Raw genomic sequence first — 24,633 nt, forward strand, 5'->3', positions numbered from 1 at the left:
CGGTATATGTACTGCGCTTTTTGTTGGCAATCGCCCGGCTGCTCCGGGCAATCGTGCAGATAAAACAAAACCGCCGGCAAAGCCGGCGGTCAGTTCATAACAGGGCGCAGTAATTTATTTACGGCCAGCTGTGGTTTCAATGCGCATACGCAGCGCGTTCAGCTTGATGAAGCCACCCGCGTCCGCCTGGTTGTATGCACCACCATCATCGTCAAAGGTAGCAATGGTTTTGTCAAACAAGGTATCTTTTGAATCACGGGCGACGGTGTAAACATTGCCTTTGTATAGTTTCAGGCGTACCCAGCCATTGACGAACTGTTGAGAGTGATCAATCAGCACCTGCAGCGCCTTGCGCTCCGGAGACCACCAATATCCGTTATAGACCAAAGCTGCATAGCGGGGCATCAGGTCGTCTTTCAGATGGGCGACTTCGCGGTCAAGGGTAATGGACTCGATGGCGCGATGTCCGCGCAGCATGATGGTGCCACCCGGTGTTTCGTAACATCCGCGGGACTTCATGCCGACATAGCGGTTTTCGACCAGGTCAAGACGGCCGATGCCATGCTTGCCACCCAGTTCGTTCAGTCTGGTCAGCACCTGGGCCGGCGTGAGCTTTTCGCCGTTGATGCCGACGATATCGCCGCGTTCGTATTCCAGATCCACATATTCCGGGGTATCGGGAGCCTGTTCGGGAGAGACCGTCCAGCGCCACATGCTTTCTTCGGCTTCGGCCTTGGGGTCTTCCAGATGGCGGCCTTCGAAGCTGATATGCAGCAGATTGGCGTCCATGGAATAGGGTGCGCCCCCATTCTTGTGTTTCATGTCGATTTCGATGCCTGCTTTTTCAGCGTAGGACAGCAGTTTTTCGCGCGACAGCAGGTCCCACTCGCGCCATGGCGCAATAACCTTGATGGCGGGGTTCAGCGCGTAATAGCCTAGTTCGAAACGAACCTGGTCGTTGCCTTTGCCGGTTGCGCCATGTGATACGGAATCGGCGCCGACCTGATTGGCAATTTCGATCTGGCGTTTGGCGATCAGCGGGCGGGCAATGGAGGTGCCCAGCAAATATTCGCCTTCGTATACTGCATTGGCGCGAAACATGGGGAAAACGAAATCACGCACGAATTCTTCGCGCAAATCGTCAATAAAAATGTTCTCGGGCTTGATGCCGAATTTTTCAGCCTTGCGGCGTGCGGGCTCAAGCTCTTCGCCTTGTCCGATATCGGCGGTAAATGTAATGACTTCACACTGATAGGTATCTTGCAGCCATTTCAGAATGACAGAGGTATCAAGACCGCCGGAGTAGGCGAGAACAACTTTTTTGACTTCGCTCATTAGGAACTCGTATATTTAGCAGGTTGTGAGAAATAGCGCGGATGTCGGGCTGAGGCGGGCCGCCGGATGTCCGGCAGCGCGTAACACTGCATCAGGGGCTTGTGGCAGATATTGCCATGAAACCTTTGCTGCTGCGCGTGATCAGATGCGACGCATAGACGGTATTTTAACGCGTTTCATGATTGCTGGCAGTCTCAGGCTTGTACGTCGGGCAATCGTCCGAGCAGCAGAAATTCCATCAGAGCCTTTTGTGCATGCAGACGGTTTTCAGCTTCGTCCCAGACGACACTTTGCGGGCCGTCAATCACCTCGCCGGTGACTTCTTCGCCACGGTGCGCAGGCAGGCAATGCATGAACAACGCGTCCGATTGCGCAGCCTGCATGAGCTGGCTGTTGACCTGCCAGTTTTTGAATGCACGTTTGCGTTTTTCGTTTTCTTCTTCGTAGCCCATACTGGTCCACACATCGGTGGTAACCAGACTGGCGCCGCGGCATGCGGCGGCCGGGTCGTCAAACTGTTCCAGCACATCGCTGGAAACGCCTGCAATCCGGTCTTCTTCGAGGCGGTAACCTTTAGGGGCCGAGACATGCATTTTGAACCCCAGCAATTGGGCTGCCTGAATCCAGGTATAGGCCATATTGTTGGCGTCGCCAATCCAGGCAACGGTTTTGCCCTTGATGGCGCCGCGATGCTCCATATAAGTCAGGATATCGGCCAGGATCTGGCAGGGATGAAATTCGTTGGTCAGTCCGTTGATGACCGGTACCCTCGAGTGGGCGGCAAAGCGCTCGATACGCGTCTGTTCAAAGGTACGAATCATGATGATATCGACCATCCGAGAAATCACGCGTGCCGTATCTTCTATCGGTTCGGCGCGACCCAGTTGCGAATCTGTGGTGGTCAGGTGAATCACCGAACCGCCCATTTGGTACATGCCGGCCTCAAACGATACTCGGGTGCGGGTGCTGGCTTTTTCAAAAACCATCGCCAGCGTACGATCGTGCAGCGGCATATGCGGCTCGTATCGCTTGAATTTGCTTTTGATGATCAGCGCGCGATTGAGCACGTAGAGGAGTTCGTCAGAAGTAAAGTCTTTGATCTGCAGGAAATGCCGCATCGGGCCGGTCGATTGCAAGGTTGTCATGGCAGGATGATTCAGTCGCTAACGTAAACAAATAAACAGGTAAACAAATAAAACAGAAAACCCGTAGTAAACAGGAAAAAGAAAAACAAAATATGGCTCCCGGCGGCACTCCGTGCAGGAGACGCCAGGCGATTGTCTTGAGAGGGAATGGGCGTGTTCCGGCACCGGGATATATCTGTTGTTTCTTTCATATAACCCGGCAAATTGCCGGTGCCGCCAGACGCTATCATATACAATTCTGTCTTTAGTATATCTTTGTTCTCTGACGGTTTTTATCGCAAGAGACTTTTTCTTGAAGATAATTGAAGTGCAACAATTAATTATCCACGGAGTGACCGAAGAAGGCCAGCGCTTTCGCCCGAGCGACTGGGCGGAAAGGCTCGCCGGCGTGATGTCGCACTTTCGCCCCGGCGGCAATGTTGGCCCGGGAAATCACATTACCTATTCGCCCTATGTTGTGCCCAATATCATTGATGGCGTCAAATGTGTGATTGTTGACTTTCGCCTGCGCGAACTCGAGCCCCTGGCCTGGAAATTTGTCGCTGACTTTGCCAAAGATAACAAGCTCAAAACGTCCGAACGGACACGCTGATTGTCTTTCGATTTCTCCCTTTTATTCCAGATTTGTCTGACCCGTTCTCGTAATTAGACCCACCCCTTTAGATAAGGGGGTGGATGCTGCGCGCGTAGCTTGTGGCTGGTTGGGTGTCGCATTATCCAGGCAGCATCGGCGGTTTTTCCGGGGGATATCGGCGTATGTCCTGGCAGCGTCTGCGTATGTCATGTCAGTTTCTGAGCGCTGCGAGCGGAAAAATATCCGCAATGCGCACTGAGTGTGACGATGGTCGGGAGTAGGGTGCGGCAGACGAAGATAGCGATTTGCGTTCGTATTGCGAGCAAGTTGTCTGTAGGCAAATTGTACCGGTCGGCCTGGACACGGGCATGTGACGCATGGTCGGTCCGCGCAGGGCCTTTTTGCCAGGGGCCCGGGCGTATTTTGTATTCAATAAGTGTCGCAGCCGGTACGAAGTGGCTTGGGCCTCACGTTCCAGGAATCGTCAGGCGTGCATAGGCTGTCGCGAACGAAGACTGTTGGACAGAAAACGCAATTTAACTCAATGGCGAGGCAATGGCTTGGGGGCGTGAGCGTATATCGGTATATTACCGAAAGTCGACAAAGCATAAAGCGCGGCCCAAAGCCACGCTTTATGATTACCATTGACGCAAACCGTGAGGCTTGCCGGTATTTGGCGCGATGCGGCTGGTGCGCGCTATCGCTTATCCTGCCCCGGCAAGGTACTGCCAGAGATGCAGATCAGGCGCTGATTGAGCGGATTGCAGCAGACAGGCGGCTTTTGTGACGGGCAGCTTTGTTTTTATGGATAATTTTTTTGTCGGCTACGCGATCAATGACGCTGGTTGCCTTGGCAAACACTTCGTTTGCGGCAGTCTGGTCGCCGGCGTCAATTGCCTGACGTACGCGTTTGACAGACGTGCGCAGCAGTGAGCGCAGACTGGAGTTGTGTTTGTTACGAGCAACGGATTGACGTGCACGTTTGCGTGCTTGTGCAGTATTGGCCATGGTAGTTCTTTAATTAAGTTAATTCAGCAAAGTCTGGTAGTTTAGCATATTCATCGTGGTATGCAAGAAATCTGTGCAAAAACACTGGTTTACGCCGCATTTTTACAGATTTGTGCGCTCAGGACAACAACAATCCCGCGCTGGCGGCCCGTGATCCGATGTGTCGTGGTCGGCACGGGCATTGGCGCTGTCAGCGACGGCGCGTGAAATCGGCTGGCCGAAACCCCGCCAGGAACAGCGCAGCGAAGTAGACCAGCCCGCAGGAAACCAGCAGGGTAATCAATGTCAGCAGGCGCGACAGGGTAAAGGTCACATGCGCGGGCAATAGCTGCGCGAGTGCGCCGTTGATCCATGTGTTGATGGTGCCAGGAGTCAGGGCGGTCCAGCTCATATATTGCTGCAAAAACAGAATCCACAAGGCCAGTGCGACCACGGCGGGCGTCAGTCTTACGAAAAAGGCCAGCCATCCAGCGTGAGGCTGGTAAATGTTCTTGCGGCGCAGCCCCACCAGCAGGCATAGTGCGTTCACCGTCGCGCCCAGTCCGATGGACAGCGCAAGGCCGGCGTGGTGGATAAACGGGACAAAAATCAGATTCATGATTTGCGTAAAAATGAGTACGCCAATGGCGATTTTTACTGGTGTCCGAATGTCCTGTTTTGCGTAGAAACCAGGCGCCAGGATCTTGACGGCCAGAATGCCGATCAGCCCGACCGCATATGCCATGACCGACAGACGGGTTTGCTGTACGTCGGCGGCATTGAAGGCGCCATAATTGAACAGGGTGGCAACCAGCGCGTCCGAAGCCAGCGCCAGCCCCAGGGCGGCGGGCAATCCGAGCAGCAGTACCAGTTTCAGGCCCCAATCTAGCAGATGGCTATAGGCCTGAGTATCCTGTTTACTGTGTGCAGCCGACAGGCTGGGCAATAGCACTGTCCCCAGCGCAACCCCCAGCAGGGCGGTGGGAAATTCCATCAGCCGGTCGGCGAACGAGAGCCAGGTGACGCTGCCGGCGGGCAACCAGGTTGCAATATTGGTGTTGATCAGAATAGAGATCTGGGCGACCGACACGCCCAGTGTCGCCGGTCCCATCTGGCGGATGATCCTGCGCACCAGCGGATCGGCCCAGGCGTTTTTGACATTCAATGAAAACCGGGGAGTCAGTCCCAGCCTTGCCAGGGCTACCCATTGCATGATCAACTGGGCGACACCGCCAAGCATGACGCCTACAGCCAGGGCGTAAACGGGCGTGGTAAACATGTCCGTAAACAGCACGCAGGCCAAGATCATCGACAGATTGAGCAGGATGGGCGTGAACGCCGGGATGGCAAACCGGCTCCAGGTGTTGAGCACGGCAGAGGCAAAGGCGACCAGCGACATGCACAGGATATACGGGAACATCACCCGCGTCATCCATACAGCGGATTCAAACGCGGTATCAGTGGATGCGTGGGACATCCCGGTGGCCATCGCGGTAACAACCCATGGCGCAGCGATAATGCCCAGGACGGTGATCAGCATTAGGGCATAAAGCAGTACGATAAATACGTGATCCAGCAGCACCTTGACTTTGTCCTGGTCGTGCCGGTTACGCGCTTCGCCAAGAATCGGCACGAATGCCTGGGAGAAAGCGCCTTCCGCAAACAGGCGGCGCAACAGGTTGGGGATCCGGAATGCAACCCAGAACGCGTCGGTCAGCGGGCTGGCGCCGAAGGTTCGGGCAACCAGAATATCGCGGGCCAGGCCCGAGATGCGCGACAGCAAGGTAAGGCCGCTGATGGTGGCGGCAGACCGTAAAAGGCTCATGGAATTGTCAGAAAAAAACAAGGCACGTGAATATTACGCCTTTGGCGAACTCACGTGCCTGTGATCGGGATGACAGTAAAAATTATTTTGGCGCAAGCCGGATGGCGCCGTCAAGCCGAATGGTCTCGCCGTTGATCATTTCGTTGGTAATGATGCTATAGACCAATTTGGCGTAATCCTGCGGTGTTCCCAGGCGTGACGGAAAGGGGATGTTTGCCGCCAGCGAATCCTGCACTTCCTGGGGCATGCCAAAAATCATGGGCGTGCCGAAAATACCGGGAGCGATGGTGTTGCAGCGGATGCCCGAGCGGGCCAGATCGCGGGCAACGGGTAATGTCATGCCGACGACACCGGCTTTTGAGGCCGAATAGGCGGCCTGGCCGATCTGCCCTTCATAGGCAGCCACCGATGCCGTGTTGATGATGACGCCGCGTTCCCCTGTGGGTTCCGGCTCGTTGCTGTTCATGGCGTGTGCAGCCAGGCGCAACATGTTGAATGAACCGATCAGGTTCACAGCGATGACTTTCTGGAAAAGATCAAGGGGGTGCGGCCCGGTTTTGCCAACTGTACGCGAAGCAGGCGCGATGCCGGCGCAATTGATCAGGCCGACCAGCTTTCCGGCAGCCGTGGCGGCGTTCACGACGGCGCTCGCGTCTTCTTCAAGAGTAACGTCACAGTGTACGTATTGCTGGTTCAGTTCGCTGGCAAGCTGCTGGCCCGGCTCGTCCTGAACATCGGCAATAATAACCTGTGCACCTTGTTCGACCAGCATTCTTGCCGTGCCGGCGCCAAGGCCCGATGCACCGCCGGTGACGATAAAAACTTTATCCCTGATTTCCATTTACTTTCCTCGCGATGTTAGGATTGGTTCAACGCTTGTTCGATACGGCGGGTAATTTCTTCCACCTTGCCTACCCCTGAAATATGGACATATTGCGGCGCCTTGGGGTCATTCTGTGCGGCCCAGTCGGAATAGTACTTGACCAGGGGCCGAGTCTGATTACGATAGACTTCCAGACGCTTTCTGACGGTTTCTTCCTGATCGTCATCGCGCTGTACCAGAGTTTCGCCGGTCAGGTCGTCCTTGCCTTCCACTTTGGGTGGATTGAACCGCAGATGATAGGTGCGTCCGCTGGCGGGGTGTACACGACGCCCGCTCATGCGCTCGATGATGTCCTCTTCGGGAACATCGATTTCAATGACGTAATCCAGGCCGATATCGGCATTTTTTAATGCATCGGCTTGTGGAATGGTGCGTGGAAAACCATCAAACAGGTAACCCTTTTTGCAGTCATCTTCAAGCAGGCGGTCTTTGACCAGCCGGATGATAATGTCGTCGGACACCAGTCCGCCATTATCCATCACTTGTTTCGCTTCGAGGCCGACAGGAGTTTGGGCTTTGACCGCTGCACGCAACATGTCGCCCGTGGAAATTTGCGGAATACCGTATTTCCGGGTGATAAAAGTTGCCTGAGTGCCTTTGCCTGCGCCTGGTGGCCCTAACAAAATGAGACGCATGGATCCCTCCTGGATGTTGTTATGTGTTACTGACGGAATGCTATTTTATATGATGCATTGCAAAATTAAACCGAGTTGCGGTAAAAACCGCGAACTCGTTCGAGATCTTCCTGTGTATCGACGCCCGGCATGGGCGCGCTGGTGGTCACCAGCACGTGGATACGGAACCCGTGCTCCAGTGCCCGGAGCTGTTCTAGCGACTCGAAGGTTTCCAGCGGCCCCTGACTGAGGGACGGGAAAATTTTCAGGAACCCGCTACGATAAGCGTATAACCCAATATGATGCAATGCGGGAAAACCTGTAGGCAATGCGGATGGCTCGGTCCCGGAACAGGGGCTATCGGCAGCAAAATGGTTGCGTGCCCAAGGGATGGGTGCCCGGGAAAAATACAGCGCGTACTGGTCAGTCGAGCAAACCACCTTGACAATATTCGGATTGAAAAAATCCTGCTGGCCAGCCAGCGGATAGGCGCAGGTTGATATGGCGGCCGTGCTGTGGGCTAGCAGATCCCCTGCCGTCAGGTTGATGATGTCCGGTTCGATCAAGGGCTCATCACCCTGAACGTTAACGATGACCTGATCATCCGGCAGTGCCAGCTGCGCAACTACTTCGGCCAGCCTGTCGGTACCCGACGGATGGTCGGCACGGGTAAGCAAAGGCGTATAGCCGTGGTGGCGCGCAACGTCGGCGATGTGCGGATCATCGGTGGCAATGTAAACCTGGCTGGCCGCAGAGCGTGCCGCCTGCTGGGCAGTACGCACGACCATGGGCAGGCCGCCGATATCGGCCAGCATTTTACCGGGCAGCCGGGTAGAAGCGGCGCGGGCCGGCACTATAACGATAAAACCTGCCATATTAGTCTTTGCCGCCGGGCGTGGCCGATCTGGATTGGGGCGCGGTTGTCTTGCTGCCAGTCTGCTTTGGCGCCGGTTCTGCGGCGGATTCGCTCGGGCGGATGTCCTGGGGACGAGCCGTTGCTGCCGATGCGCCGTGATTCTGGCTGAGCGCGCGCGCCTCTTCTTTGAGCATAATGGGTATGCCGTTTCTGATCGGGTAGGCCAGCTGGTCGTATTGACAGATCAGTTCCTGCTCACTCTGGTCATGGCGCAGGGGGCTGTTGCACAGCGGGCAGACGAGGAGCTTGAGAAAATGCGTGTCCATAGTAAGTGTGGTGTAATCGGTTGAATGGGTCAGTATACCGGTAATGATTTGAGTTGTTCGGTGATTCGGTCAAAAAAAACTGCATCGGAAAACCGGGGGGCGACCTCCATGCTCCACAGGCGCTCGTCCTGCATGGCCGCACATTTGGCTGCGTCCTTGGCCGTCATCAGGATCACGTCGGCATCAATGGCCCGAATCTCGGTCTCCGAATAGGCGTGGTGATCGGGAAAGGCAATGGACTGATGCACGGCGATACCAGCATGCGCCAGTGTCCTGAAAAATCGTGGCGGATGACCGATGCCCGCAATGGCAGCAATGCGCTGTCCCCGGTGCGCAGCCGTCCATTGCGCTGGCGGCATGCTTTGACCGGAGCGCAAATGAAGCATGCGGGTCGGGTGCAATTGCATGGTCACCTGCCGCGGCTTGCGCTGTTCGCTTCGGTCGGCTTTGTCTGGCGGCAGCTTTGCAACGGGTTCATCTGCAGGGATATTGATTACCAGATAATCAACCGATGCCAGTCTTGTGGCGGGTTCGCGCAACGGGCCTGCAGGCAGCAGGCGGCCATTGCCGATGCCGCGGCTGTCTTGCACAGCGATCTCGATATCACGCCCCAGGGCCAGATGCTGAAGGCCATCGTCGGCGATGATGACCGTGGTGTCCGGATACTGTTGCAGCAGGCAACGTGCAGCCCGCGCCCGGTCCGGGTGTATCGCGACAGGCGCGGCGTGTGCAAGCATGGAGGGTTCATCGCCCAAGTAGGTGGCGTCGACCTGGGCGCCGTAGCCATGGCGAGGTTCGGGACCGACGTTAATGCCATAGCCGCGACTGACCACGCCAGGCTGCCAGCCACGTTGCCGCAATGCAGCGATCAGGCTCAGAACAAATGGGGTTTTACCGGTGCCGCCAACGAAAATATTGCCTACGACGATGACCGGGACCGGCAGGCGATTCGGTTTTTTCAGACCGTGCCTGTAGAGTCCTGTCCGGATGGCAACGGCCAGGCGCGTGATCCATGACAGCGGCAGCAGTATGTTGGACAGCGGCCCGCCGCTTTGCCATTGGCGCAGCAGGGTGTCGGTCAGGTCAGCGTTTTTTTTCAGTACCATGGTCGGATATATGACTGGCGTCCGGTAAAATCGGAAACGGCCAGTGTACTTGTTTCTTGTGCCGAAAAATGGCTTCTCGAGCCAGCGATGGTCATTCGGACCGATCGCGGTCCATCGTCATCGATGGCGCCGGATATCATGAACATTATTGCATCAAATCCGAATATTGCTTTTTGAGTGGGCCGGCGTTTGCGCTGATGATCGATTGCACAAATCGCCGGTCTTGACAGGCGCGGGCAAATCATGCAATGCACAAAATCTGCAGTTGACGGTGGTGCCAAAATGGGCAAATGTAACTACTCACATTTTCTGTGGATAATTCTGTGAATAAGATGCTGTAATGGCGTATCTACACAAGTGCCGGGCTTGTTTGCTTAATCATTGTGCAATTTAATTGAAATATTTAATTTTGTTTAAATTCAATAAGATACGAGATATTTCTCAGAAATCAAATCAGGAAGCCATTGTAATGCGCCGGAAAAAAGCCCAGGCTCTTGATTTTTAATTTTTGTGGACAGTTTGGAATTGGAATTTTGGAAAATCAGGAAAATTACGACGCCTTGTCAAGCGAAAAAATGTTATCGGTCGCTCAACTGAACCGGCGCGTCGGCCGGCTGCTTGAACAAGGCGTGCCCACGCTGTGGGTTACGGGCGAGATCTCTAACTTTGTCCGGGCCTCGTCCGGCCACTGGTATTTCACCCTCAAGGATGATCGCGCGTCGGTGCGTGCCGTCATGTTTCGCGGTAAGACGACGCAGCTTGATTTTGTGCCAGCGTCGGGTGATCGGATCGACGTACGTGCCCGCGTGACGCTGTATGAACCTCGCGGGGATTATCAGTTGCAGGTGGAGTCGCTGCGCCGGGCGGGACAGGGCAATTTGTATGAGCAATTTCTGGCCATTCGCGCGCGCCTTCAGCAAGAAGGCCTGCTGGATGCGTCTCGCAAACGCCCGTTGCCGGCATTTGCCCGTCGCGTCGGCGTCATCACCTCGCTCGGCGCAGCCGCCTTGCAGGATGTGCTCAGCGCACTCACTCGCCGGGCGCCGCATGTGAGCATCGTGATCTATCCGACCACGGTACAGGGCAGGGATGCCGCCACCGAAATCATGAGTGCCCTGGCGCAGGCCCAGATGCGCAATGAAGTAGACGTCTTGCTGCTGGTTCGTGGCGGCGGCAGTATGGAAGACCTGTGGAGTTTCAACGATGAAGCGCTGGCCCGGCTGATTGCGGCTAGCCGGATTCCGGTGGTTTCGGGCGTGGGGCACGAAACCGACTTTACGATAGCCGACTTTGTCGCAGACCTGCGCGCGCCCACACCCACCGCCGCCGCAGAGTTGGTTTGCCGGCCGCGGCAGGATATCCTGAATGATATTGCCGGTTTGACCGGCAGGCTGTCACGGCATCAGCAACGTATGCTGGAGCATTACAGCTTGCGGCTAGATCGTCTGACGGGCCGGCTGGTGTCGCCGGCGCAGAAGATCCGTGCCGATCGGGTGCGCGTCGTGCATGCGGTCAGGCAGCTTGATGGCAGTTTGCGAACCGGCTTGACTCATAAAAGGAACCGGGTCGCCATGCTGACCCAGGCGCTGGAACACACTGCGCCCCAGGTGACGCACGCGAGAAACCGGGTTGCAACCCTGATGGCGCGCCTGGATCGTGCGACAGACCGCGTCATTAGCCAAACCCAGCGCCGTTTTGAGCGCACGCATACGCAATTTGAAACCATAAATCCACGTGCTGTGCTGGGACGCGGTTACGCCATCGTCTATGATGAAGCAGGGCATGTGCAGCGCGACCCCGGCGCGCTGCATGATGGACAGACCCTGAAGGTGGAACTGGAGAAAGGTACGCAGCAAGTCAGGGTCATTCCCGATCGCAGCTAGAATTTAAGGTATCATCAGAAGACCTTTTTCACTTTGACAAGGAGATCTACATGGCACACAGCTTACCTCCACTTCCCTATGAAATGGATGCACTTGCTCCCACAATTTCTAAAGAAACGCTCGAATACCACTATGGCAAACATCATAAGGCCTACGTTGACAAGCTGAACGAACTGATCCCTGGTACAGAATTCGAAAATGCCAGCCTGGAAGAGATCGTGAAAAAATCCGATGGCGTGATGTTCAATCAGGCAGCGCAGATCTGGAACCACACGTTCTACTGGAACAGCCTGACTCCTGGTGGCAGCGAACCGTCAGGTGCCGTGCTCGAAGGCATCAACAAAAAATGGGGCAGTGTTGACAAGTTCAAGGAAGAATTCAACAAAGCCGCTGCAGGCAACTTTGGCTCAGGCTGGACCTGGCTGGTGAAAAAAACAGACGGTTCACTCGATATCGTCAATACCAGCAATGCCAAAACACCGCTGACGACAGACGACGTTGCACTGTTGACCTGTGATGTCTGGGAGCACGCATACTACATTGACTATCGCAATGCGCGCCCCAAATATCTGGAATCTTTCTGGAAGCTGGCCAACTGGGATTTTGCCAGTAAAAATCTGGGTTGATAACGCCAGGCAGGGATTCGTCCTTGCATGAAAAAAAACCGCCAGTGCAGTTAATGACTGGCGGTTTCTTTTTGGCTGCGGAGCATTGCTCGTCAGCGCATGCATTGCTCGACAATGGTCACGATGTCTGCCGACGTGCCTTGTGCCACCCGCAGGGTAACGCGCGACCCTGAATTGGAATCAAGAGAACGCGGCGTGACGCTGATTTTTGCTTTGGGCGCATCCGGTCCTGGAATGGCGCCAAAATAATAGTCGGCATCGGACTCTGTCAAATTGGCGGCAGGATAGGGGCCTTTCCAGCCATTGATGATGCAGTTGGCCAGTTGTTTGGGCTGAATGTCCGAATCTCGTTCAATGGCCGGTTTGTGATATTCGGGCAGCGTAATGCCTGCGCACCCAGCAAGCAAGCTTATGCAGCTTCCCAGCAGGGCGATCCTGATTCCTTTCATAAATAACCTTTACTGTAGTGTTGCCGGCACGCCATCTTTTGCAGCGGGCAGGGTGTCCGGTATGACAGCCTTGATATTATCATCGACCTGGATGTGGTGGCTACGAAACCAGTCATGGTTCATCTCCAGTGCGTATCGGGCATCTGCACCGGAACAGTGAGGCACCTCGCTGTGCGGCTGCATTTCATCCAGGGCGACAATGGTGCCATGCCTGTCCAAGAAGGCGATGGAAAGCGGGATCAGGGTGTTTTTCATCCAGAAACAGCGGGGCTGGTCGTCGGCAAACACAAAAAGCATTCCGTGGTCGTGTGCCAGCGTTTTGCGATGCATCAACCCTTTGGTGCGCAACGGTTCGGTGTCGGCCACTTCGGCTGTGATTGCGTTGTTGTTGATCTGCAATGAGATGTTTGCGGCAGAAGCGCCGGCACCAGAAGGGCCGGAAATGGAAACGCGGGCGACAGCAATCCGTGGGGCCAGCAATAGGCCTGCCAGGATGGTGCAGCCCGCAATAAACGCTAACCGCAAGAACCTTGATGCGGGCAGGGGTATGGACATAGTCTGTAATTATACAGGCTATGCTGCCATTATATTAAGCGCCTGTTGCCCTTTTGGACCTTGTGCAATTTCGAAAGTAACGCGCTGACCTTCTTTGAGTGTTTTGAATCCATTCATCTGAATAGACGAAAAGTGGGCAAAAAGGTCTTCGCCGCCGCCATCGGGTGTAATGAAACCGAATCCTTTGGCATCGTTAAACCATTTCACGGTCCCGGTCTGTTTGTTACCGCCTTCTTCCGGGACTGATGTTTCTGTTGTTTCTGACATTCTTACAGCCTCTGCTCAAGATTTTACCAACCCATGGCAAATGACCGGTGACGCGTCATCTGCCGAAAAGATACTGAAACAGCTTTGTGGATACTATTTTTCAGTATAAATAAATGATGCGGATTAATATTATGTGAGTCAATAGTGGAAATTACCGATAATTCTGGGGTTCATAAACAACACCACTTGAAATATCGTATAAAGTATCAATATAAAGACTTTCTTAAGCAGGTTTGGTATGGCTCAGCAGTCAGGCATTGTCACTGAAGCGCAAAAGGCAAAATTGGCGCCCCCACCCATGTATCAGGTGTTACTGCTAAACGACGATTACACCCCGATGGACTTCGTGGTTTCGGTTTTACAAAAGATTTTTTCGAAAACCGAAGAAGAAGCCATGGTGATCATGTTAAAAGTACATCATGATGGCAAGGGAGTGTGTGGCGTTTATACCAGAGATATTGCCGCCACGAAGGTGGCAACGGTTGCGCAGTACGCGCGTTCCCATCAGCACCCATTGCAGTGCGTGATGGAACCCGTGGATTTGTAATGGTCCTGGCATTTCCAGGGCAGTTGTTTAGACGGAGGAAATTGTGATTTCTCAAGAACTCGAAGTGACACTTCATATGGCATTTGTGGATGCGCGTTCGGCACGCCACGAATTTATTACCGTCGAACACCTGTTGCTGGTACTGTTGGACAATACGGCCGCCAGGGAGGTGCTGACCGCCTGCGACGCCGATATCGAACAGTTGCGCAGCAAACTGCGCGCCTTTATCGACGCCAATACGCCCATCGTGGGCGGCTCCGATGAAGTAGATACGCAGCCAACTCTGGGTTTTCAGCGAGTCATTCAGCGGGCCATCATGCATGTCTCCTCCAATGGCAATGCGAAAAGCCCGGCCACCGGCGCCAATGTGCTGGTCGCCATTTTCAGCGAAAAAGATTCCCATGCCGTGTTTTATCTGCAGGAGCAGAACGTGACACGCCTGGATGTGGTTAACTATATTTCCCACGGCATCACCAAGTCTGCGGCACCGTCGCCAGACGAAAGCGCTGCGCCTGCCGAGCCGCAGTCCGGCGAGCCCGAAGAGAATAAGTCGCCGCTTGCGCTGTACGCCTCTGATTTGAATGCGCTGGCCAAGGCCGGCAAAATCGATCCGCTGATCGGGCGGGACAGTGAAATTGAGCGCGTGGTGCAAATCCTGTGCCGGCGCCGCAAAAACAATCCCTTGTTGGTCGGTGAGGCCGGCGTGGGCAAAACCGCGATTGCCGAAGGCCTTGCGCTGCGCATCTCTACGGGCAATGTGCCTGAGATTCTCTCCAAGGCCCGCGTCTATGCACTGGACATGGGTTCATTGCTGGCCGGCACCAAATACCGGGGCGACTTCGAGCAGCGTCTGAAGGCCGTGCTCAAACAGCTGGCCAGCCAGCCCGATGCGGTGTTGTTTATCGACGAAATTCATACGCTGATTGGCGCCGGCTCTGCCTCTGGCGGCACCATGGATGCCTCCAACCTGCTTAAACCGGCGTTATCCTCGGGCGCGCTGCGTTGCATGGGGGCGACCACCTATAAGGAATATCGCGGTATTTTCGAAAAAGATCACGCGCTTTCGCGCCGTTTTCAGAAAATCGACGTCAGCGAGCCGACGGTTGAGCAGACGATCCTTATTTTGCGCGGTCTCAAATCCAAATTCGAAGAGCATCATCATGTTCGCTATTCGGCGGCCGCCATTACCGCGGCGGCGGAGCTGTCGGCCAAACATATCAATGACCGTCATTTGCCGGACAAAGCCATAGACGTACTGGACGAGAGTGGCGCGGCCCAGCGGCTGCTGCCCAAGTCACGGCAGAAAAAAGTCATTGGCAAGGCCGATATTGAAAATATCGTGTCCAAAATGGCACGGATTCCGCCGCAATCGGTCAGCACGGACGATCGCAACAAGCTGGCGACGCTGGATCGCGATCTGAAAACAGTGGTTTTTGGCCAGGATACGGCCATCACGGCACTGGCTTCTGCGATCAAGATGTCGCGCTCAGGTCTGGGCAAACCCGATAAGCCTATCGGTTCGTTCCTGTTTTCCGGACCCACGGGCGTGGGCAAGACCGAGGTTGCCAAACAATTGGCTTTCATTCTTGGTGTCGAGCTGATTCGCTTCGATATGTCCGAGTATATGGAACGCCACGCGGTATCGCGCTTGATCGGTGCGCCTCCTGGTTATGTCGGTTTTGACCAGGGTGGTCTGCTGACCGAAGCGGTCAACAAGCAGCCTCACAGTGTGTTGTTGCTGGACGAGATTGAAAAGGCCCATCCGGATATTTTCAATATCCTGCTGCAGGTCATGGATCACGGCGTGCTTACCGATAACAACGGTCGAAAGTCGGATTTTCGCAACGTCGTTGTCATCATGACCACCAATGCCGGGGCTGAATTGCTTAATCGGCGTTCTATCGGTTTTGCTGACAGCCGCCAGAGCGGCGACGAGATGGCCGAAATCAAACGCATGTTCTCGCCGGAGTTCCGTAACCGGCTGGATGCCATCATTCCGTTTGCTTCGTTGTCCGAAGACATTATCATGCGCGTGGTAGACAAATTCCTGATTGAGCTTGAGCAGCAGTTGCAGGCCAAACGGGTGGAGGCAACCTTCACCGATAGCCTGCGTCAGCATCTGGCCAAAAAAGGCTTTGATCCGCTTATGGGTGCGCGCCCCATGCAACGACTGATCCAGGACGTGATCCGCCGTGCCCTGGCTGACGAACTGCTGTTTGGTCGTCTGGCAAACGGCGGGTCGGTCTATGTCGATATTGATGACAAGGACGAAGTCACGCTCACTTTCAATGATTCCGACCCGAAGGAAAAAAAGGATTCTGAGGAAGAAGCGCTGGTCTCCTGAGCATGACGGGCAATTACATCGCCTGCCATCATTGCGGGCAACTGCATGAAAGAAGCGCGCTGGTCTCGGGCCAGCGCGCTTCTTGCGTTCGTTGCGGTACGGTCTTGTGGTCCCAGGGGGTGCTCAACAGTTCGGCCTGGCTGGCCATTGTCCTGACTGCGCTGATCGCCTTTATCATTGCCAGTTTTATGCCGGTGGGCACCATCTCGGCAGTCGGGCTCAAAAGCAGTTCGACTTTCCTGGAAGCGGTTGCTGCCACTTGGCGCGCCGGCTATCCTAGTGTCGCCATCATGTGTTTTGCCACCGGCTTTCTGATGCCGTTGCTGGACGTCCTGATTCTGACTTGGCTCCTGGCGTTTTCACGCAAGGGTCGGCGTGCGCCGGGACTCAATCAACTGAGCCGCTGGCTGCATTTGGTGCGGCCGTGGGCGATGGTCCCGGTATTCATGCTTGGCGCATTGGTGGCTATCGTCAAACTGGCCGACATGGCCTCGCTCACGCCCGGGGCCGGCTTGTGGGCTTATGCCGCGCTCACATTTCTGCTTACCGGCCTGAGCAAGCTCACTTCCGAGCGGGTCTGGCTGCTGGCCGAACAGGATGGCGCCGTAAAGAACATACCGGTGACCATTGATCAGCAGCAGTTGCCTCTGGACTGCGAGGTATGTGGCCAGATCACCATGAGCACGGAACCAGAGGCGTCGTGTCAGCGCTGTCATAATCATGTGCATTTTCGCAAGCCGGCGCACAAGACGCGCACGCTGGCCATTCTGCTTACCGCCATTATTCTGTACTTTCCGGCCAACCTCTATCCGGTTATGATCAACACCACTGTGTTGGGCGGCACCGCTTCCCATACCATTCTGGGCGGTATCCTGGAGTTGTGGAATCTAGGCTCCTGGGACCTGGCGCTGATTGTTTTTGTCGCCAGCTTTGTGGTGCCGCTGACAAAAATTGTCATTTTGGGTATTTTGATCGGTCGTTCGGCCCAGGGTCGTCGTGATACGATGATGCGGTACACGCGCATGTATCAGACAGTGGAACTGATCGGTCAATGGTCCATGCTGGATGTCTTCGTGGTTATCCTGTTGACATCACTAGTCAATTTCGGTTCTCTGATGTCGGTCAGACCCGATGTCGGTGCCGCTGCCTTTGGTATGGTTGTGGTCGTTACCATGTTTGCGACCATGAATTTCGACATACGCAAGGGCTGGGATCAGGTCGATGACAATATCGAACAGCCCGACTATCAGCCGGCACCCACTGCGCCCACCTTTTCTTAGTGGCCTTATTGCGGAACAAACAGGAACGGATCTCCGTTTATTCTATAGAATGCATAGTTTACTGAACCAGTTGTCGGCAGGAGCATCATATGTCTGAAAAAGATCTGCCACCGTCGGACTCCTCCGAGCGCCCGTCGCAAAGCGACGCGACGCAGGCAGACCGCCAAACACCTGCCTCCGGGGGAGCAGCAGGTGCGGCGGCACAAGGCCATGGCGGCTGGGCTCAGGAAAATTCGCAGGCAGGTGGCCAGGACGCGTCATCCAATCAGCCTAATCCGGTCATCTCCAAAGCGCCGGTCATTACGCAAAAGAAAAATAAAAATATCTCGTGGATCTGGCTGGTGCCCCTCATTGCAGCGGTCATCGGATTGTCACTGCTGGTGCGTGACTATATGCAGCAGGGGCCGGTTGCGACTGTGACCTTCAAAACGGCAGAGGGCCTGGAAATCGACAAGACCCAGGTGCGGTACAAGGATGTGGTGGTGGGCACCGTGACCGACATTACCCTGACCGATGACCACAACTCGGTGCTCGTGAAGGTATCGTTCAAGCAGAACGCCGACTTTCTGATGCGCGAAGGGGCCCGGTTCTGGGTGGTCAAGCCTCGCCTGGCAGCCAGTGGCGTGTCCGGATTGGGCACGCTGGTTTCCGGCGCCTATATCGGCGTGGATATCGACGATTCGCATCAGAGCGAGGCAGAATATCGCAATGAGTTCATTGGACTGGAAAAGCCGCCTGAACTGATCAGCGGCCGGCCCGGCAAACGGTTTACCATTACCGCTCCCAGCCTCAATTCCCTAGACTTGGGCTCGCCGGTTCTATATCGCCGCCTGGAGGTCGGACAGGTGATCAACTACACGCTCAGCAAGGATGGCAAAGGCGTTGAAGTCCAGATTTTCATTGACGCACCCTATGATCGCTTTGTCACCAAAGACAGCCGCTTCTGGAATGCCAGCGGCGTTGACCTGTCCTTGAATGCGGGCGGACTCAATCTGAAAACCCAGTCGCTGGTTTCCGTGCTGGCCGGCGGGATTTCATTCGGCCAGTTGCCGCTTGTCGACGAAAAGGCGCAGCCCGAGCCGGCGCCTGACGGGACCCGATTTGTACTGAATCCGACAGAAGACAAGGCTCTGGCCAGGCCCGATGGGCTTGCTTTTCCGATACGCATGAAGTTCGACAAGTCGGTCAGGGGATTGCAGACAGGCTCTGCCATCGATTTCAAGGGTATTCTTCTGGGAGAAGTTAAGAATATTTCCATGGAGTTTGATATTGCCACCAAGAAAACCACGGTGATTGTCGACGGCGTGATCTATGAAAATCGCCTGGGCGCAGCGATACCGGAAGGACAGCGGCGCGATAAAAATGGCCAAGCGCTTCATGACGTGGCGCTCAAGGAGTTTGTCAGCAGCGGCATCCAGGCGCAACTGCGTTTTGCCAACATCTTTACCGGCCAGCTGTATGTGGCATTGGACTATTTCCCGGAAATGGCCAAAAAGCCGCCGGTTCCCGACGTGAACACGCAGCCTGTGGAAATTGCCACCGTGCCCGGCAGCTTTGACGAACTGCAGCAGCAACTGAATGTCATCGTCGAAAAACTGAAAAACCTGCCGATAGACTCTATCGGTCATTCGCTTGACGAGACCCTGCAAAGCATATCCAAACTGGCCCGTACGCTGGATACCACGATGGTGCCGGCGCTGACCACGACGGTGCAGAAGGCCGGTCGTTCGCTGGATGGCGTCAATAAAACCATGGGCAGCGTTCGCGGCGTTGTAGCCGACGAGAGCCCGGTCATGCTGCAGCTCAATAGCATGATCAAGGAACTGTCGCGGGCGGCCAAGTCCATTCGCAGCCTGGGCGACTATCTTCAGGCTGAGCCCAGCTCGCTGATCCGAGGTCGTTCGCAAGACAATATCCCGTTCAAGGAAAGTCAATGATAATGCGTAATTTGTCCGCAGCTCTGCGACCATTGGCGTTGGTCGCCGTCACCGCCATGCTCGGCGCCTGCGCTTCTGCGCCCACGCAATATTACACGTTGGCCGCCAGCGATCCGGCCAGTGCGCAGGGCGCGGCCCGATACGGCGTCAATATCCATGATGTGACCATTCCCGATGTCGTGGACAAACCGCAATTGATGATTCGCAGTTCAACCGATTCGTCGGCCGTGGTCCCGCTCAATGGATCCCGCTGGGCGGGTTCGTTGCAGGATGAAATCCAGAAAACACTATCGTCGAACCTGGTGAGCCGTCTTGGGGCAATCAATATCCAGGGCATTACCGGCAGTGAACAGAAGCTGCCGGTTTGGCTGATACAGGTCACCTTTCACCGCTTTGATATGATTCTGAACAAAGCGGCAGTGATTGACGCCACCTGGCGCATCAACCCGGTGCGCATGGGGGCGCAGTCGTCCCGCGTCTGCCAGACCAGGATCCAGGTTCAGGCCGGCAGTGGTGTGGATGCATTGGTGCATAGTCAGTCGCAGGCGCTGGCCCTGTTGTCCGATGTGATTGCAGGGGCCATCGATGGTCATACCCAGGTAAGCGCGACTGACGGCGGCCAGATTCAGTCGCTGGGATGTCATTCGGGTTAGAATGCAGCCACTTCTTGCGTTGCCTGTCGGGCCCCAAACTGTTGCGCAAATGTGCGGCACCGCAGGATACATTGTTTTTCCAGAGGTTTATCCATGAAATTGAAGACTACCGTTCTTGTCGGCCTGCTTGCCGTAACGCTCACGCCACTGGCTTTTGCGGACGTGACCGTGGGCATTAGCCTTTCCAGTACCGGCCCGGCGGCGGCCATTGGCATTCAGTCGCGCAATGCGATTGACCTGTGGCCCAAAACGCTGGGCGGCGAGCCTGCCAAATATATCGTACTTGACGATGGGACCGATGTCAGCAAAGCGGTACGAAACGCCCGCAAGCTGACCTCGGAAGACAAAATCGATATTTTGGTGGGGCCCAATACGACCGCGGCTGCGCTGGCGATTCTGGACGTTCTGAAGGAAACGAAAACGCCCATGATCGCCCTGGCCGCGTCAGCCGCCATTGTGACGCCACCAGATGATCCGGGGCGCCACTGGGCCTTCAAGATGCCGCAGAATGACAGCCTGATGGCCCAGGTGCTGGTCGAGGACATGGTCAAGAAAGGCTTCAAGAAAATCGCTTTTATCGGTTATGCCGATTCCTACGGAGAAAACTGGTGGAAGGAATTTTCCAACTTGGCTGCCGGCAAGGTTGATGTGGTTGCCCGCGAGTCGTATCAGCGGACCGATTCGTCGGTAACCGGGCAGGTGCTCAAGCTGATGGCCGCCAGGCCCGATGCCATTCTGATTGCCGGTTCCGGCACGCCCGCCGTACTTCCTGGAAAAACGCTCAAGCAACGCGGCTACAAAGGAGTGATCTATCAGACCCATGGCATTGGTACGCTGGAGTTTTTGCAAGTGGGCGGAAAGGATGTAGAAGGGACCTTGTTTCCTACCGGTCCGGGTGTGGTCGCCAAAGGGTTGCCCGATACCAACCCGGTCAAGAAAGTGGCCAGCGAATTTACAGAAAAATATGAAGCCAAATACGGCGCCAATTCAGCCACGCAGTTTGCCGGCGACGCCTGGGGGGCGTACATGTTGCTGGACAAGGCAGTGAAGCAGGCGCTGCAGCACAACGTCCAGCCGGGTACACCGCAGTTTCGTAGCGCCTTGCGCGATGCCATTGAATCGACCAAAGAGCTCATTGTCCCCAATGGCGTACTGAATATTTCAGCCAAGGATCACCAGGGCTTTGATGATCGGGCCCGTGTCATGGGAAAAATTGAGGACGGCCGTTTCCAGTATGCGGCAGACAAATAATGCAGAACGTGACGGTGTTGTAAGGCGCGGCGCAAGCCGTTGAGCGTGAGTTGATCGTGAGCAGGGACTGTATCTTTGTGCAAAACAGAATGCGGTCCTTTTTCTTGCCAGAAGTTGGCACCGTTAATGCGGCCAGTGCCTCAAGCCTGGATCTGGGTGCCGGACGCCTCTGCCAGAGGTGAGCGGCAAGGACCTGCATCCGGCCTGATTCGATCGTGCGTATTGTCGGTCATACTTGACTGCCTGCCTGAGGCCAGATAGCAAACTGGCATCACACATGACTGATTGCAAGTGTGATGCCAGGTGATAATTGCTGTGGTGCCTGTTGCAATGCTGACTATTGCAAATCTTCATCCTCGCAAGTCAGGCACCATTTTATTACTGCGCTGTTGCGCCGGAGATTTTGACAATCTCCTTGTATTTTGCCATTTCACTTTTGACCTTCGCGGCAAACTCCTCGGGAGCGGAAGGTTGGGTATCCGAACCCATGGTCAGCAGTTGTTTCTTGACAGCTTCGTCCTGCATGGCGGTGGCAAACGCCTGGTGCAATGTGTTGACGACAGCATCTGGTGTGCCGCCTGTGGCAAAAATACCGAACCAGGTGCTGATATCAAAATCCTTGATGCCGGACGCTTCCATTGTCGGCACATCTTTCATGATGTCCGATGTCGCTTTGGTGGTCAGCGCCAGGGCGCGCACCTTGCCGTCATTGACCAGGGGCAGGGCAGAGGCCAGGTTATCGAACATAAACTGGGTCTGGTCCGACAGCAGCGAGAGCTTGGCGGGGCTGGCGCCCTGATAGGGGACGTGTACCGCATCAATGCCGGTACGCTGCTTGAGCAGTTCGCCGGCAAGATGACCTGCGCTGCCATTGCCGCCCGAAGCGTAATTGAGCTTGCCGGGATTACTTTTGGCGTATTCAAGCAGCGATGCAACATCCTTGATATTGTTTTTGTCCGAGAATGCCGTACTCACCACCAGCACGTTGGGTACTTCAGATACCAGCAATACGGGTTCGAAATCCTTCACCGGATCGTAACTCAGGCTTTTGTACAGCCACGGGTTGATGGCGTGTGTGGCGACCGCGCCCATGACGATGGAATAGCCATCAGGCTTGGCGCGAGCGACCATGCCTGCGCCGATATTGCCGCCTGCACCCGGTTTGTTCTCCACAATAATGGTTTGTTTTAGCGTCTTGCCCGCATGTTCGGCCAGTAGACGTGCCACGCCATCGAGCGGGCCACCGGGAGAATACGGCACAACAAAGGTAATTGGCTTGCTCGGATACGATTTTTCCTGAGCCATGACCGGTTGCAGCAGGGTGGCACCCATCAGGGTGGCCAGTGCGCTTTTTAACAGCGTTCGTTTTGTCTGATTCATTACTTTTTCCTGGAAAATAAGGGGGGCCGGCCTCGTATAAGCAGATCACTCCAGCCTATTCACGGGTACGGACTGCCAGCGTCCATGCTCTGGAATACGATGGGCATCATACGGTGCCGACCAATGCTGCAGCCGTATCAGTGGCTGCCGGTACTGCCAAAACCGCCTGCGCCGCGTTCGCTTTGTGTAAATTGCTCGACGACATTGAACGAGACCTGCATGACGGGTACGACGACCAGTTGCGCGATGCGCTCCATGGGTTTTAAGACAAACGGCGTCTGGCTGCGGTTCCAGACCGACACCATCAAGGGACCCTGATAGTCGGCATCGATCAGTCCGACCAGATTGCCCAGCACGATTCCGCTTTTATGCCCCAGACCCGAGCGTGGCAAAATCATGGCCGCATAGCGAGGATCCTGCAAATAAATGGAAATACCGGTGGGCACCAATAGCGAGGCGCCGGGCGCCAGGGTTTGCTCCTGATCGACGCAGGCACGCAAATCCAGCCCGGCCGAACCGGTAGTGGCATAGGTTGGTAACTGGTCGCGCATGCGCTCGTCTAAAATTTTGACATCAAGTTTCATGTTTGTTTTTTGGCTTTGACCGAAGTGGGAAATCGTTTGGCGGCATTGCGGATCCGCCTGAAAATAATAAATAGAATCACCAGAATGAAGATCAGCGGCCAGCGCATGCCGTCCATGTCCAGACCGCCGCCAGGGTCGGTATTGTTGGCCAGGATAAAAACAGCCACGGCAATCAATCCGGCCACCAGGGCAAGGGGAAAAGACGGCCCTTTTTTCTTTGCCGGTGCTGCAGGCCTGGTTTCAAACCCTGTGTGCTGCTTGCCGCTAGGTGGCACGGGAAAGTCGATATCAGCCTGGCGACTGGTCGCAGTCGCCGTCCCGGCAGCAGTGTTGCGTGGTGGCCCGGCTTGCGCCGCTTTGCTGTTGCCTTGCGCTGTCGTATTAACCAACTGCGAGGGAAAGCCCGAAGAAAAGTCCGGGTTCACTGCCTGTTCCTTCATATCAAAATGGCGACTCAGTTCTTCTACATAGAAGGCGAAGTCGCCATTTCTGGGTTCGCGGTAGTCCATATTCATTGTTGCGCTCCATTGGCTGTCACTGCGTGGATAGCTGCGTTCTGCTGCGCCGGCCTCACTGCTTGTTCAGCGGCTGACGCACAGTTCGCCTTCGTCTTGAAACGATAACGATAATACACACGACTGCTAGTATCGCTAATATGGCGGCGCTGCCTGAGGCGCCCAGCGCATCGGCTCCGCGCACGCCAAGATACCCGGGCAAGAGCAGCCATGGGAACCAGATCACTCCGGAAAGCACATTGGCCAGCTGAAATCGCCCCTGTGGCATCTTCATTATGCCAGCCATGCCGGGGATAAGCGAGCGGAATGCACCCATGAAGCGACCGCCAAATACTGCCAGAAAGCCATATCGGTAAAACAGCAGACGGGCACGCGCGACCGAGCGTCGGCGTTTGCGCAAGGCGCCGCTTTTGAGCAGGGCGGGGCCGTAGGCATTGCCGATCCAGTAGGAAACGGCATCGCCCAGGATGGCGCCAGCTATTCCCCACAGTAGCACCCCTGTAAATTCGAGCGTACCGTTGGCAATCAGTATACCTGTCAGCGGCAGAATGACGGTCGCAGGGACAAATAACCCGACGATCAGCAGTGATTCTCCGAACGACACCAGGCCGATCACCGGCCCCGCCCAGTGTTGATGCAGGGTGATAAATGCAAGAATCTGATCAATATAGGGTTGCATTGGCGATCGTGATGACGCGGCCTGGGCCGGCG

Annotated in this window: 25 protein-coding genes; 9 read left to right on the forward strand and 16 right to left on the reverse strand. The window is 55.4% G+C overall.

Annotated features, from left to right (window positions below):
* Positions 1-114 precede the first annotated feature (114 nt).
* Both ACTIKR_RS03895 and argF read right to left on the reverse strand, forming a co-directional pair.
* Positions 115-1,335 carry an argininosuccinate synthase gene (locus ACTIKR_RS03895; protein ID WP_193088921.1) on the reverse strand — a complete coding sequence of 407 codons (1,221 nt, stop codon included), beginning with the start codon at positions 1,333-1,335 and terminating at the stop codon, positions 115-117.
* 194 nt (positions 1,336-1,529) lie between these two features.
* A complete protein-coding gene (argF, locus tag ACTIKR_RS03900) occupies positions 1,530-2,480 on the reverse strand; it encodes an ornithine carbamoyltransferase (protein WP_193088922.1) in 951 nt (316 codons plus the stop codon).
* A gap of 292 nt (positions 2,481-2,772) precedes the next feature.
* Between argF and ACTIKR_RS03905 the strand changes: the two genes are divergently transcribed.
* Positions 2,773-3,072, forward strand: a complete 300-nt coding sequence (locus tag ACTIKR_RS03905) for a DUF3579 domain-containing protein (protein ID WP_014751133.1) — start codon at positions 2,773-2,775, stop codon at positions 3,070-3,072.
* 723 nt (positions 3,073-3,795) lie between these two features.
* Here the strand turns inward: ACTIKR_RS03905 and rpsT are convergent.
* The 7 genes from rpsT to lpxK all read right to left on the reverse strand — a co-directional run bounded on the left by rpsT (position 3,796) and on the right by lpxK (position 9,651).
* Positions 3,796-4,062 (reverse strand): 30S ribosomal protein S20, encoded by a 267-nt coding sequence (gene rpsT / locus ACTIKR_RS03910; RefSeq protein ID WP_193088923.1) that lies wholly within the window; start codon positions 4,060-4,062, stop codon positions 3,796-3,798.
* A 190-nt stretch (positions 4,063-4,252) separates the two neighbouring features.
* Positions 4,253-5,866, reverse strand: coding sequence for a murein biosynthesis integral membrane protein MurJ (gene murJ, locus ACTIKR_RS03915; protein WP_193088924.1), 1,614 nt, complete (start codon positions 5,864-5,866; stop codon positions 4,253-4,255).
* An 82-nt stretch (positions 5,867-5,948) separates the two neighbouring features.
* Positions 5,949-6,707 carry a 3-hydroxyacyl-CoA dehydrogenase gene (locus ACTIKR_RS03920; protein ID WP_442327196.1) on the reverse strand — a complete coding sequence of 253 codons (759 nt, stop codon included), beginning with the start codon at positions 6,705-6,707 and terminating at the stop codon, positions 5,949-5,951.
* 17 nt (positions 6,708-6,724) lie between these two features.
* Entirely contained in the window at positions 6,725-7,384 is a 660-nt protein-coding gene (gene adk / locus ACTIKR_RS03925) for an adenylate kinase (protein ID WP_193088926.1), read from the reverse strand.
* A 65-nt stretch (positions 7,385-7,449) separates the two neighbouring features.
* Positions 7,450-8,238, reverse strand: a complete 789-nt coding sequence (kdsB, locus tag ACTIKR_RS03930; RefSeq protein WP_442327197.1) for a 3-deoxy-manno-octulosonate cytidylyltransferase — start codon at positions 8,236-8,238, stop codon at positions 7,450-7,452.
* Between the two features lies 1 nt (position 8,239).
* A complete protein-coding gene (locus ACTIKR_RS03935) occupies positions 8,240-8,545 on the reverse strand; it encodes a Trm112 family protein (RefSeq protein ID WP_193088928.1) in 306 nt (101 codons plus the stop codon).
* Positions 8,546-8,574: 29 nt separating this feature from the next.
* On the reverse strand, positions 8,575-9,651 hold the full coding sequence (gene lpxK, locus ACTIKR_RS03940; protein WP_193088929.1) for a tetraacyldisaccharide 4'-kinase: 1,077 nt from the start codon (positions 9,649-9,651) through the stop codon (positions 8,575-8,577).
* 575 nt (positions 9,652-10,226) lie between these two features.
* Here lpxK and xseA point away from each other — a divergent pair.
* Both xseA and sodB read left to right on the forward strand, forming a co-directional pair.
* Complete coding sequence (gene xseA / locus ACTIKR_RS03945) at positions 10,227-11,534, forward strand: exodeoxyribonuclease VII large subunit (RefSeq protein ID WP_442327216.1); 1,308 nt, start codon at positions 10,227-10,229, stop codon at positions 11,532-11,534.
* Positions 11,535-11,584: 50 nt separating this feature from the next.
* Entirely contained in the window at positions 11,585-12,160 is a 576-nt protein-coding gene (gene sodB, locus ACTIKR_RS03950; protein WP_193088930.1) for a superoxide dismutase [Fe], read from the forward strand.
* A 92-nt stretch (positions 12,161-12,252) separates the two neighbouring features.
* Here sodB and ACTIKR_RS03955 read toward each other — a convergent pair whose 3' ends face one another.
* The 3 genes from ACTIKR_RS03955 to ACTIKR_RS03965 are packed head-to-tail and all read right to left on the reverse strand — an operon-like array spanning position 12,253 to position 13,431.
* Positions 12,253-12,609: a hypothetical protein gene (locus ACTIKR_RS03955; RefSeq protein WP_193088931.1), complete on the reverse strand. Its 357-nt coding sequence runs from the start codon at positions 12,607-12,609 to the stop codon at positions 12,253-12,255.
* A 9-nt stretch (positions 12,610-12,618) separates the two neighbouring features.
* Entirely contained in the window at positions 12,619-13,134 is a 516-nt protein-coding gene (locus ACTIKR_RS03960) for a DUF192 domain-containing protein (protein ID WP_442327198.1), read from the reverse strand.
* Positions 13,135-13,182: 48 nt separating this feature from the next.
* Positions 13,183-13,431, reverse strand: a complete 249-nt coding sequence (locus ACTIKR_RS03965; RefSeq protein WP_014751120.1) for a cold-shock protein — start codon at positions 13,429-13,431, stop codon at positions 13,183-13,185.
* Between the two features lie 238 nt (positions 13,432-13,669).
* Here ACTIKR_RS03965 and clpS point away from each other — a divergent pair, with 238 nt between their 5' ends.
* From clpS to ACTIKR_RS03995, 6 genes are all read left to right on the forward strand, one after another.
* Positions 13,670-13,978: an ATP-dependent Clp protease adapter ClpS gene (clpS, locus tag ACTIKR_RS03970; RefSeq protein ID WP_193088933.1), complete on the forward strand. Its 309-nt coding sequence runs from the start codon at positions 13,670-13,672 to the stop codon at positions 13,976-13,978.
* 43 nt (positions 13,979-14,021) lie between these two features.
* Entirely contained in the window at positions 14,022-16,322 is a 2,301-nt protein-coding gene (clpA, locus tag ACTIKR_RS03975; RefSeq protein WP_193088934.1) for an ATP-dependent Clp protease ATP-binding subunit ClpA, read from the forward strand.
* A gap of 2 nt (positions 16,323-16,324) precedes the next feature.
* The gene (locus tag ACTIKR_RS03980; protein WP_193088935.1) at positions 16,325-17,602 is read left to right on the forward strand and encodes a paraquat-inducible protein A; all 1,278 of its coding nucleotides are present in this window, start codon (positions 16,325-16,327) and stop codon (positions 17,600-17,602) included.
* 89 nt (positions 17,603-17,691) lie between these two features.
* Positions 17,692-19,539 (forward strand): PqiB family protein, encoded by a 1,848-nt coding sequence (locus ACTIKR_RS03985; protein ID WP_442327199.1) that lies wholly within the window; start codon positions 17,692-17,694, stop codon positions 19,537-19,539.
* The gene (locus ACTIKR_RS03990; RefSeq protein WP_193088937.1) at positions 19,536-20,192 is read left to right on the forward strand and encodes a PqiC family protein; all 657 of its coding nucleotides are present in this window, start codon (positions 19,536-19,538) and stop codon (positions 20,190-20,192) included. The genes ACTIKR_RS03985 and ACTIKR_RS03990 overlap by 4 nt, the downstream gene beginning before the upstream one ends.
* A 93-nt stretch (positions 20,193-20,285) precedes the next feature.
* Positions 20,286-21,443 (forward strand): ABC transporter substrate-binding protein, encoded by a 1,158-nt coding sequence (locus ACTIKR_RS03995; protein ID WP_193088938.1) that lies wholly within the window; start codon positions 20,286-20,288, stop codon positions 21,441-21,443.
* Between the two features lie 378 nt (positions 21,444-21,821).
* On the opposite strand, the gene ACTIKR_RS04000 is transcribed toward ACTIKR_RS03995, so the two are convergent.
* From ACTIKR_RS04000 to ACTIKR_RS04015, 4 genes are all read right to left on the reverse strand, one after another.
* Positions 21,822-22,823 (reverse strand): Bug family tripartite tricarboxylate transporter substrate binding protein, encoded by a 1,002-nt coding sequence (locus ACTIKR_RS04000; RefSeq protein WP_193088939.1) that lies wholly within the window; start codon positions 22,821-22,823, stop codon positions 21,822-21,824.
* A gap of 137 nt (positions 22,824-22,960) precedes the next feature.
* Positions 22,961-23,407: a dUTP diphosphatase gene (gene dut / locus ACTIKR_RS04005; RefSeq protein ID WP_193088940.1), complete on the reverse strand. Its 447-nt coding sequence runs from the start codon at positions 23,405-23,407 to the stop codon at positions 22,961-22,963.
* Positions 23,404-23,922, reverse strand: coding sequence for a hypothetical protein (locus ACTIKR_RS04010; protein WP_193088941.1), 519 nt, complete (start codon positions 23,920-23,922; stop codon positions 23,404-23,406). The genes dut and ACTIKR_RS04010 overlap by 4 nt, the downstream gene beginning before the upstream one ends.
* Before the next feature lie 55 nt (positions 23,923-23,977).
* Positions 23,978-24,601 (reverse strand): DedA family protein, encoded by a 624-nt coding sequence (locus tag ACTIKR_RS04015; protein WP_442327200.1) that lies wholly within the window; start codon positions 24,599-24,601, stop codon positions 23,978-23,980.
* Positions 24,602-24,633: the final 32 nt, after the last annotated feature.

Source organism: Advenella sp. (assembly GCF_052108595.1).
Classification (GTDB): Bacteria; Pseudomonadota; Gammaproteobacteria; order Burkholderiales; family Burkholderiaceae_B; genus Advenella.

Coding starts and splice junctions, on each gene's coding strand:
- ACTIKR_RS04010 (WP_193088941.1), bottom strand. CDS start 23,922: ATGAATATGGACTACCGCGAACCCAGAAATGGCGACTTCGCCTTCTAT.
- ACTIKR_RS04000 (WP_193088939.1), bottom strand. CDS start 22,823: ATGAATCAGACAAAACGAACGCTGTTAAAAAGCGCACTGGCCACCCTG.
- ACTIKR_RS04015 (WP_442327200.1), bottom strand. CDS start 24,601: ATGCAACCCTATATTGATCAGATTCTTGCATTTATCACCCTGCATCAA.
- clpS (WP_193088933.1), top strand. CDS start 13,670: ATGGCTCAGCAGTCAGGCATTGTCACTGAAGCGCAAAAGGCAAAATTG.
- ACTIKR_RS03995 (WP_193088938.1), top strand. CDS start 20,286: ATGAAATTGAAGACTACCGTTCTTGTCGGCCTGCTTGCCGTAACGCTC.
- ACTIKR_RS03895 (WP_193088921.1), bottom strand. CDS start 1,335: ATGAGCGAAGTCAAAAAAGTTGTTCTCGCCTACTCCGGCGGTCTTGAT.
- xseA (WP_442327216.1), top strand. CDS start 10,227: ATGTTATCGGTCGCTCAACTGAACCGGCGCGTCGGCCGGCTGCTTGAA.
- rpsT (WP_193088923.1), bottom strand. CDS start 4,062: ATGGCCAATACTGCACAAGCACGCAAACGTGCACGTCAATCCGTTGCT.
- ACTIKR_RS03920 (WP_442327196.1), bottom strand. CDS start 6,707: ATGGAAATCAGGGATAAAGTTTTTATCGTCACCGGCGGTGCATCGGGC.
- ACTIKR_RS03990 (WP_193088937.1), top strand. CDS start 19,536: ATGATAATGCGTAATTTGTCCGCAGCTCTGCGACCATTGGCGTTGGTC.
- ACTIKR_RS03985 (WP_442327199.1), top strand. CDS start 17,692: ATGTCTGAAAAAGATCTGCCACCGTCGGACTCCTCCGAGCGCCCGTCG.
- sodB (WP_193088930.1), top strand. CDS start 11,585: ATGGCACACAGCTTACCTCCACTTCCCTATGAAATGGATGCACTTGCT.
- argF (WP_193088922.1), bottom strand. CDS start 2,480: ATGACAACCTTGCAATCGACCGGCCCGATGCGGCATTTCCTGCAGATC.
- adk (WP_193088926.1), bottom strand. CDS start 7,384: ATGCGTCTCATTTTGTTAGGGCCACCAGGCGCAGGCAAAGGCACTCAG.
- murJ (WP_193088924.1), bottom strand. CDS start 5,866: ATGAGCCTTTTACGGTCTGCCGCCACCATCAGCGGCCTTACCTTGCTG.
- dut (WP_193088940.1), bottom strand. CDS start 23,407: ATGAAACTTGATGTCAAAATTTTAGACGAGCGCATGCGCGACCAGTTA.
- ACTIKR_RS03955 (WP_193088931.1), bottom strand. CDS start 12,609: ATGAAAGGAATCAGGATCGCCCTGCTGGGAAGCTGCATAAGCTTGCTT.
- ACTIKR_RS03935 (WP_193088928.1), bottom strand. CDS start 8,545: ATGGACACGCATTTTCTCAAGCTCCTCGTCTGCCCGCTGTGCAACAGC.
- ACTIKR_RS03965 (WP_014751120.1), bottom strand. CDS start 13,431: ATGTCAGAAACAACAGAAACATCAGTCCCGGAAGAAGGCGGTAACAAA.
- lpxK (WP_193088929.1), bottom strand. CDS start 9,651: ATGGTACTGAAAAAAAACGCTGACCTGACCGACACCCTGCTGCGCCAA.
- kdsB (WP_442327197.1), bottom strand. CDS start 8,238: ATGGCAGGTTTTATCGTTATAGTGCCGGCCCGCGCCGCTTCTACCCGG.
- ACTIKR_RS03980 (WP_193088935.1), top strand. CDS start 16,325: ATGACGGGCAATTACATCGCCTGCCATCATTGCGGGCAACTGCATGAA.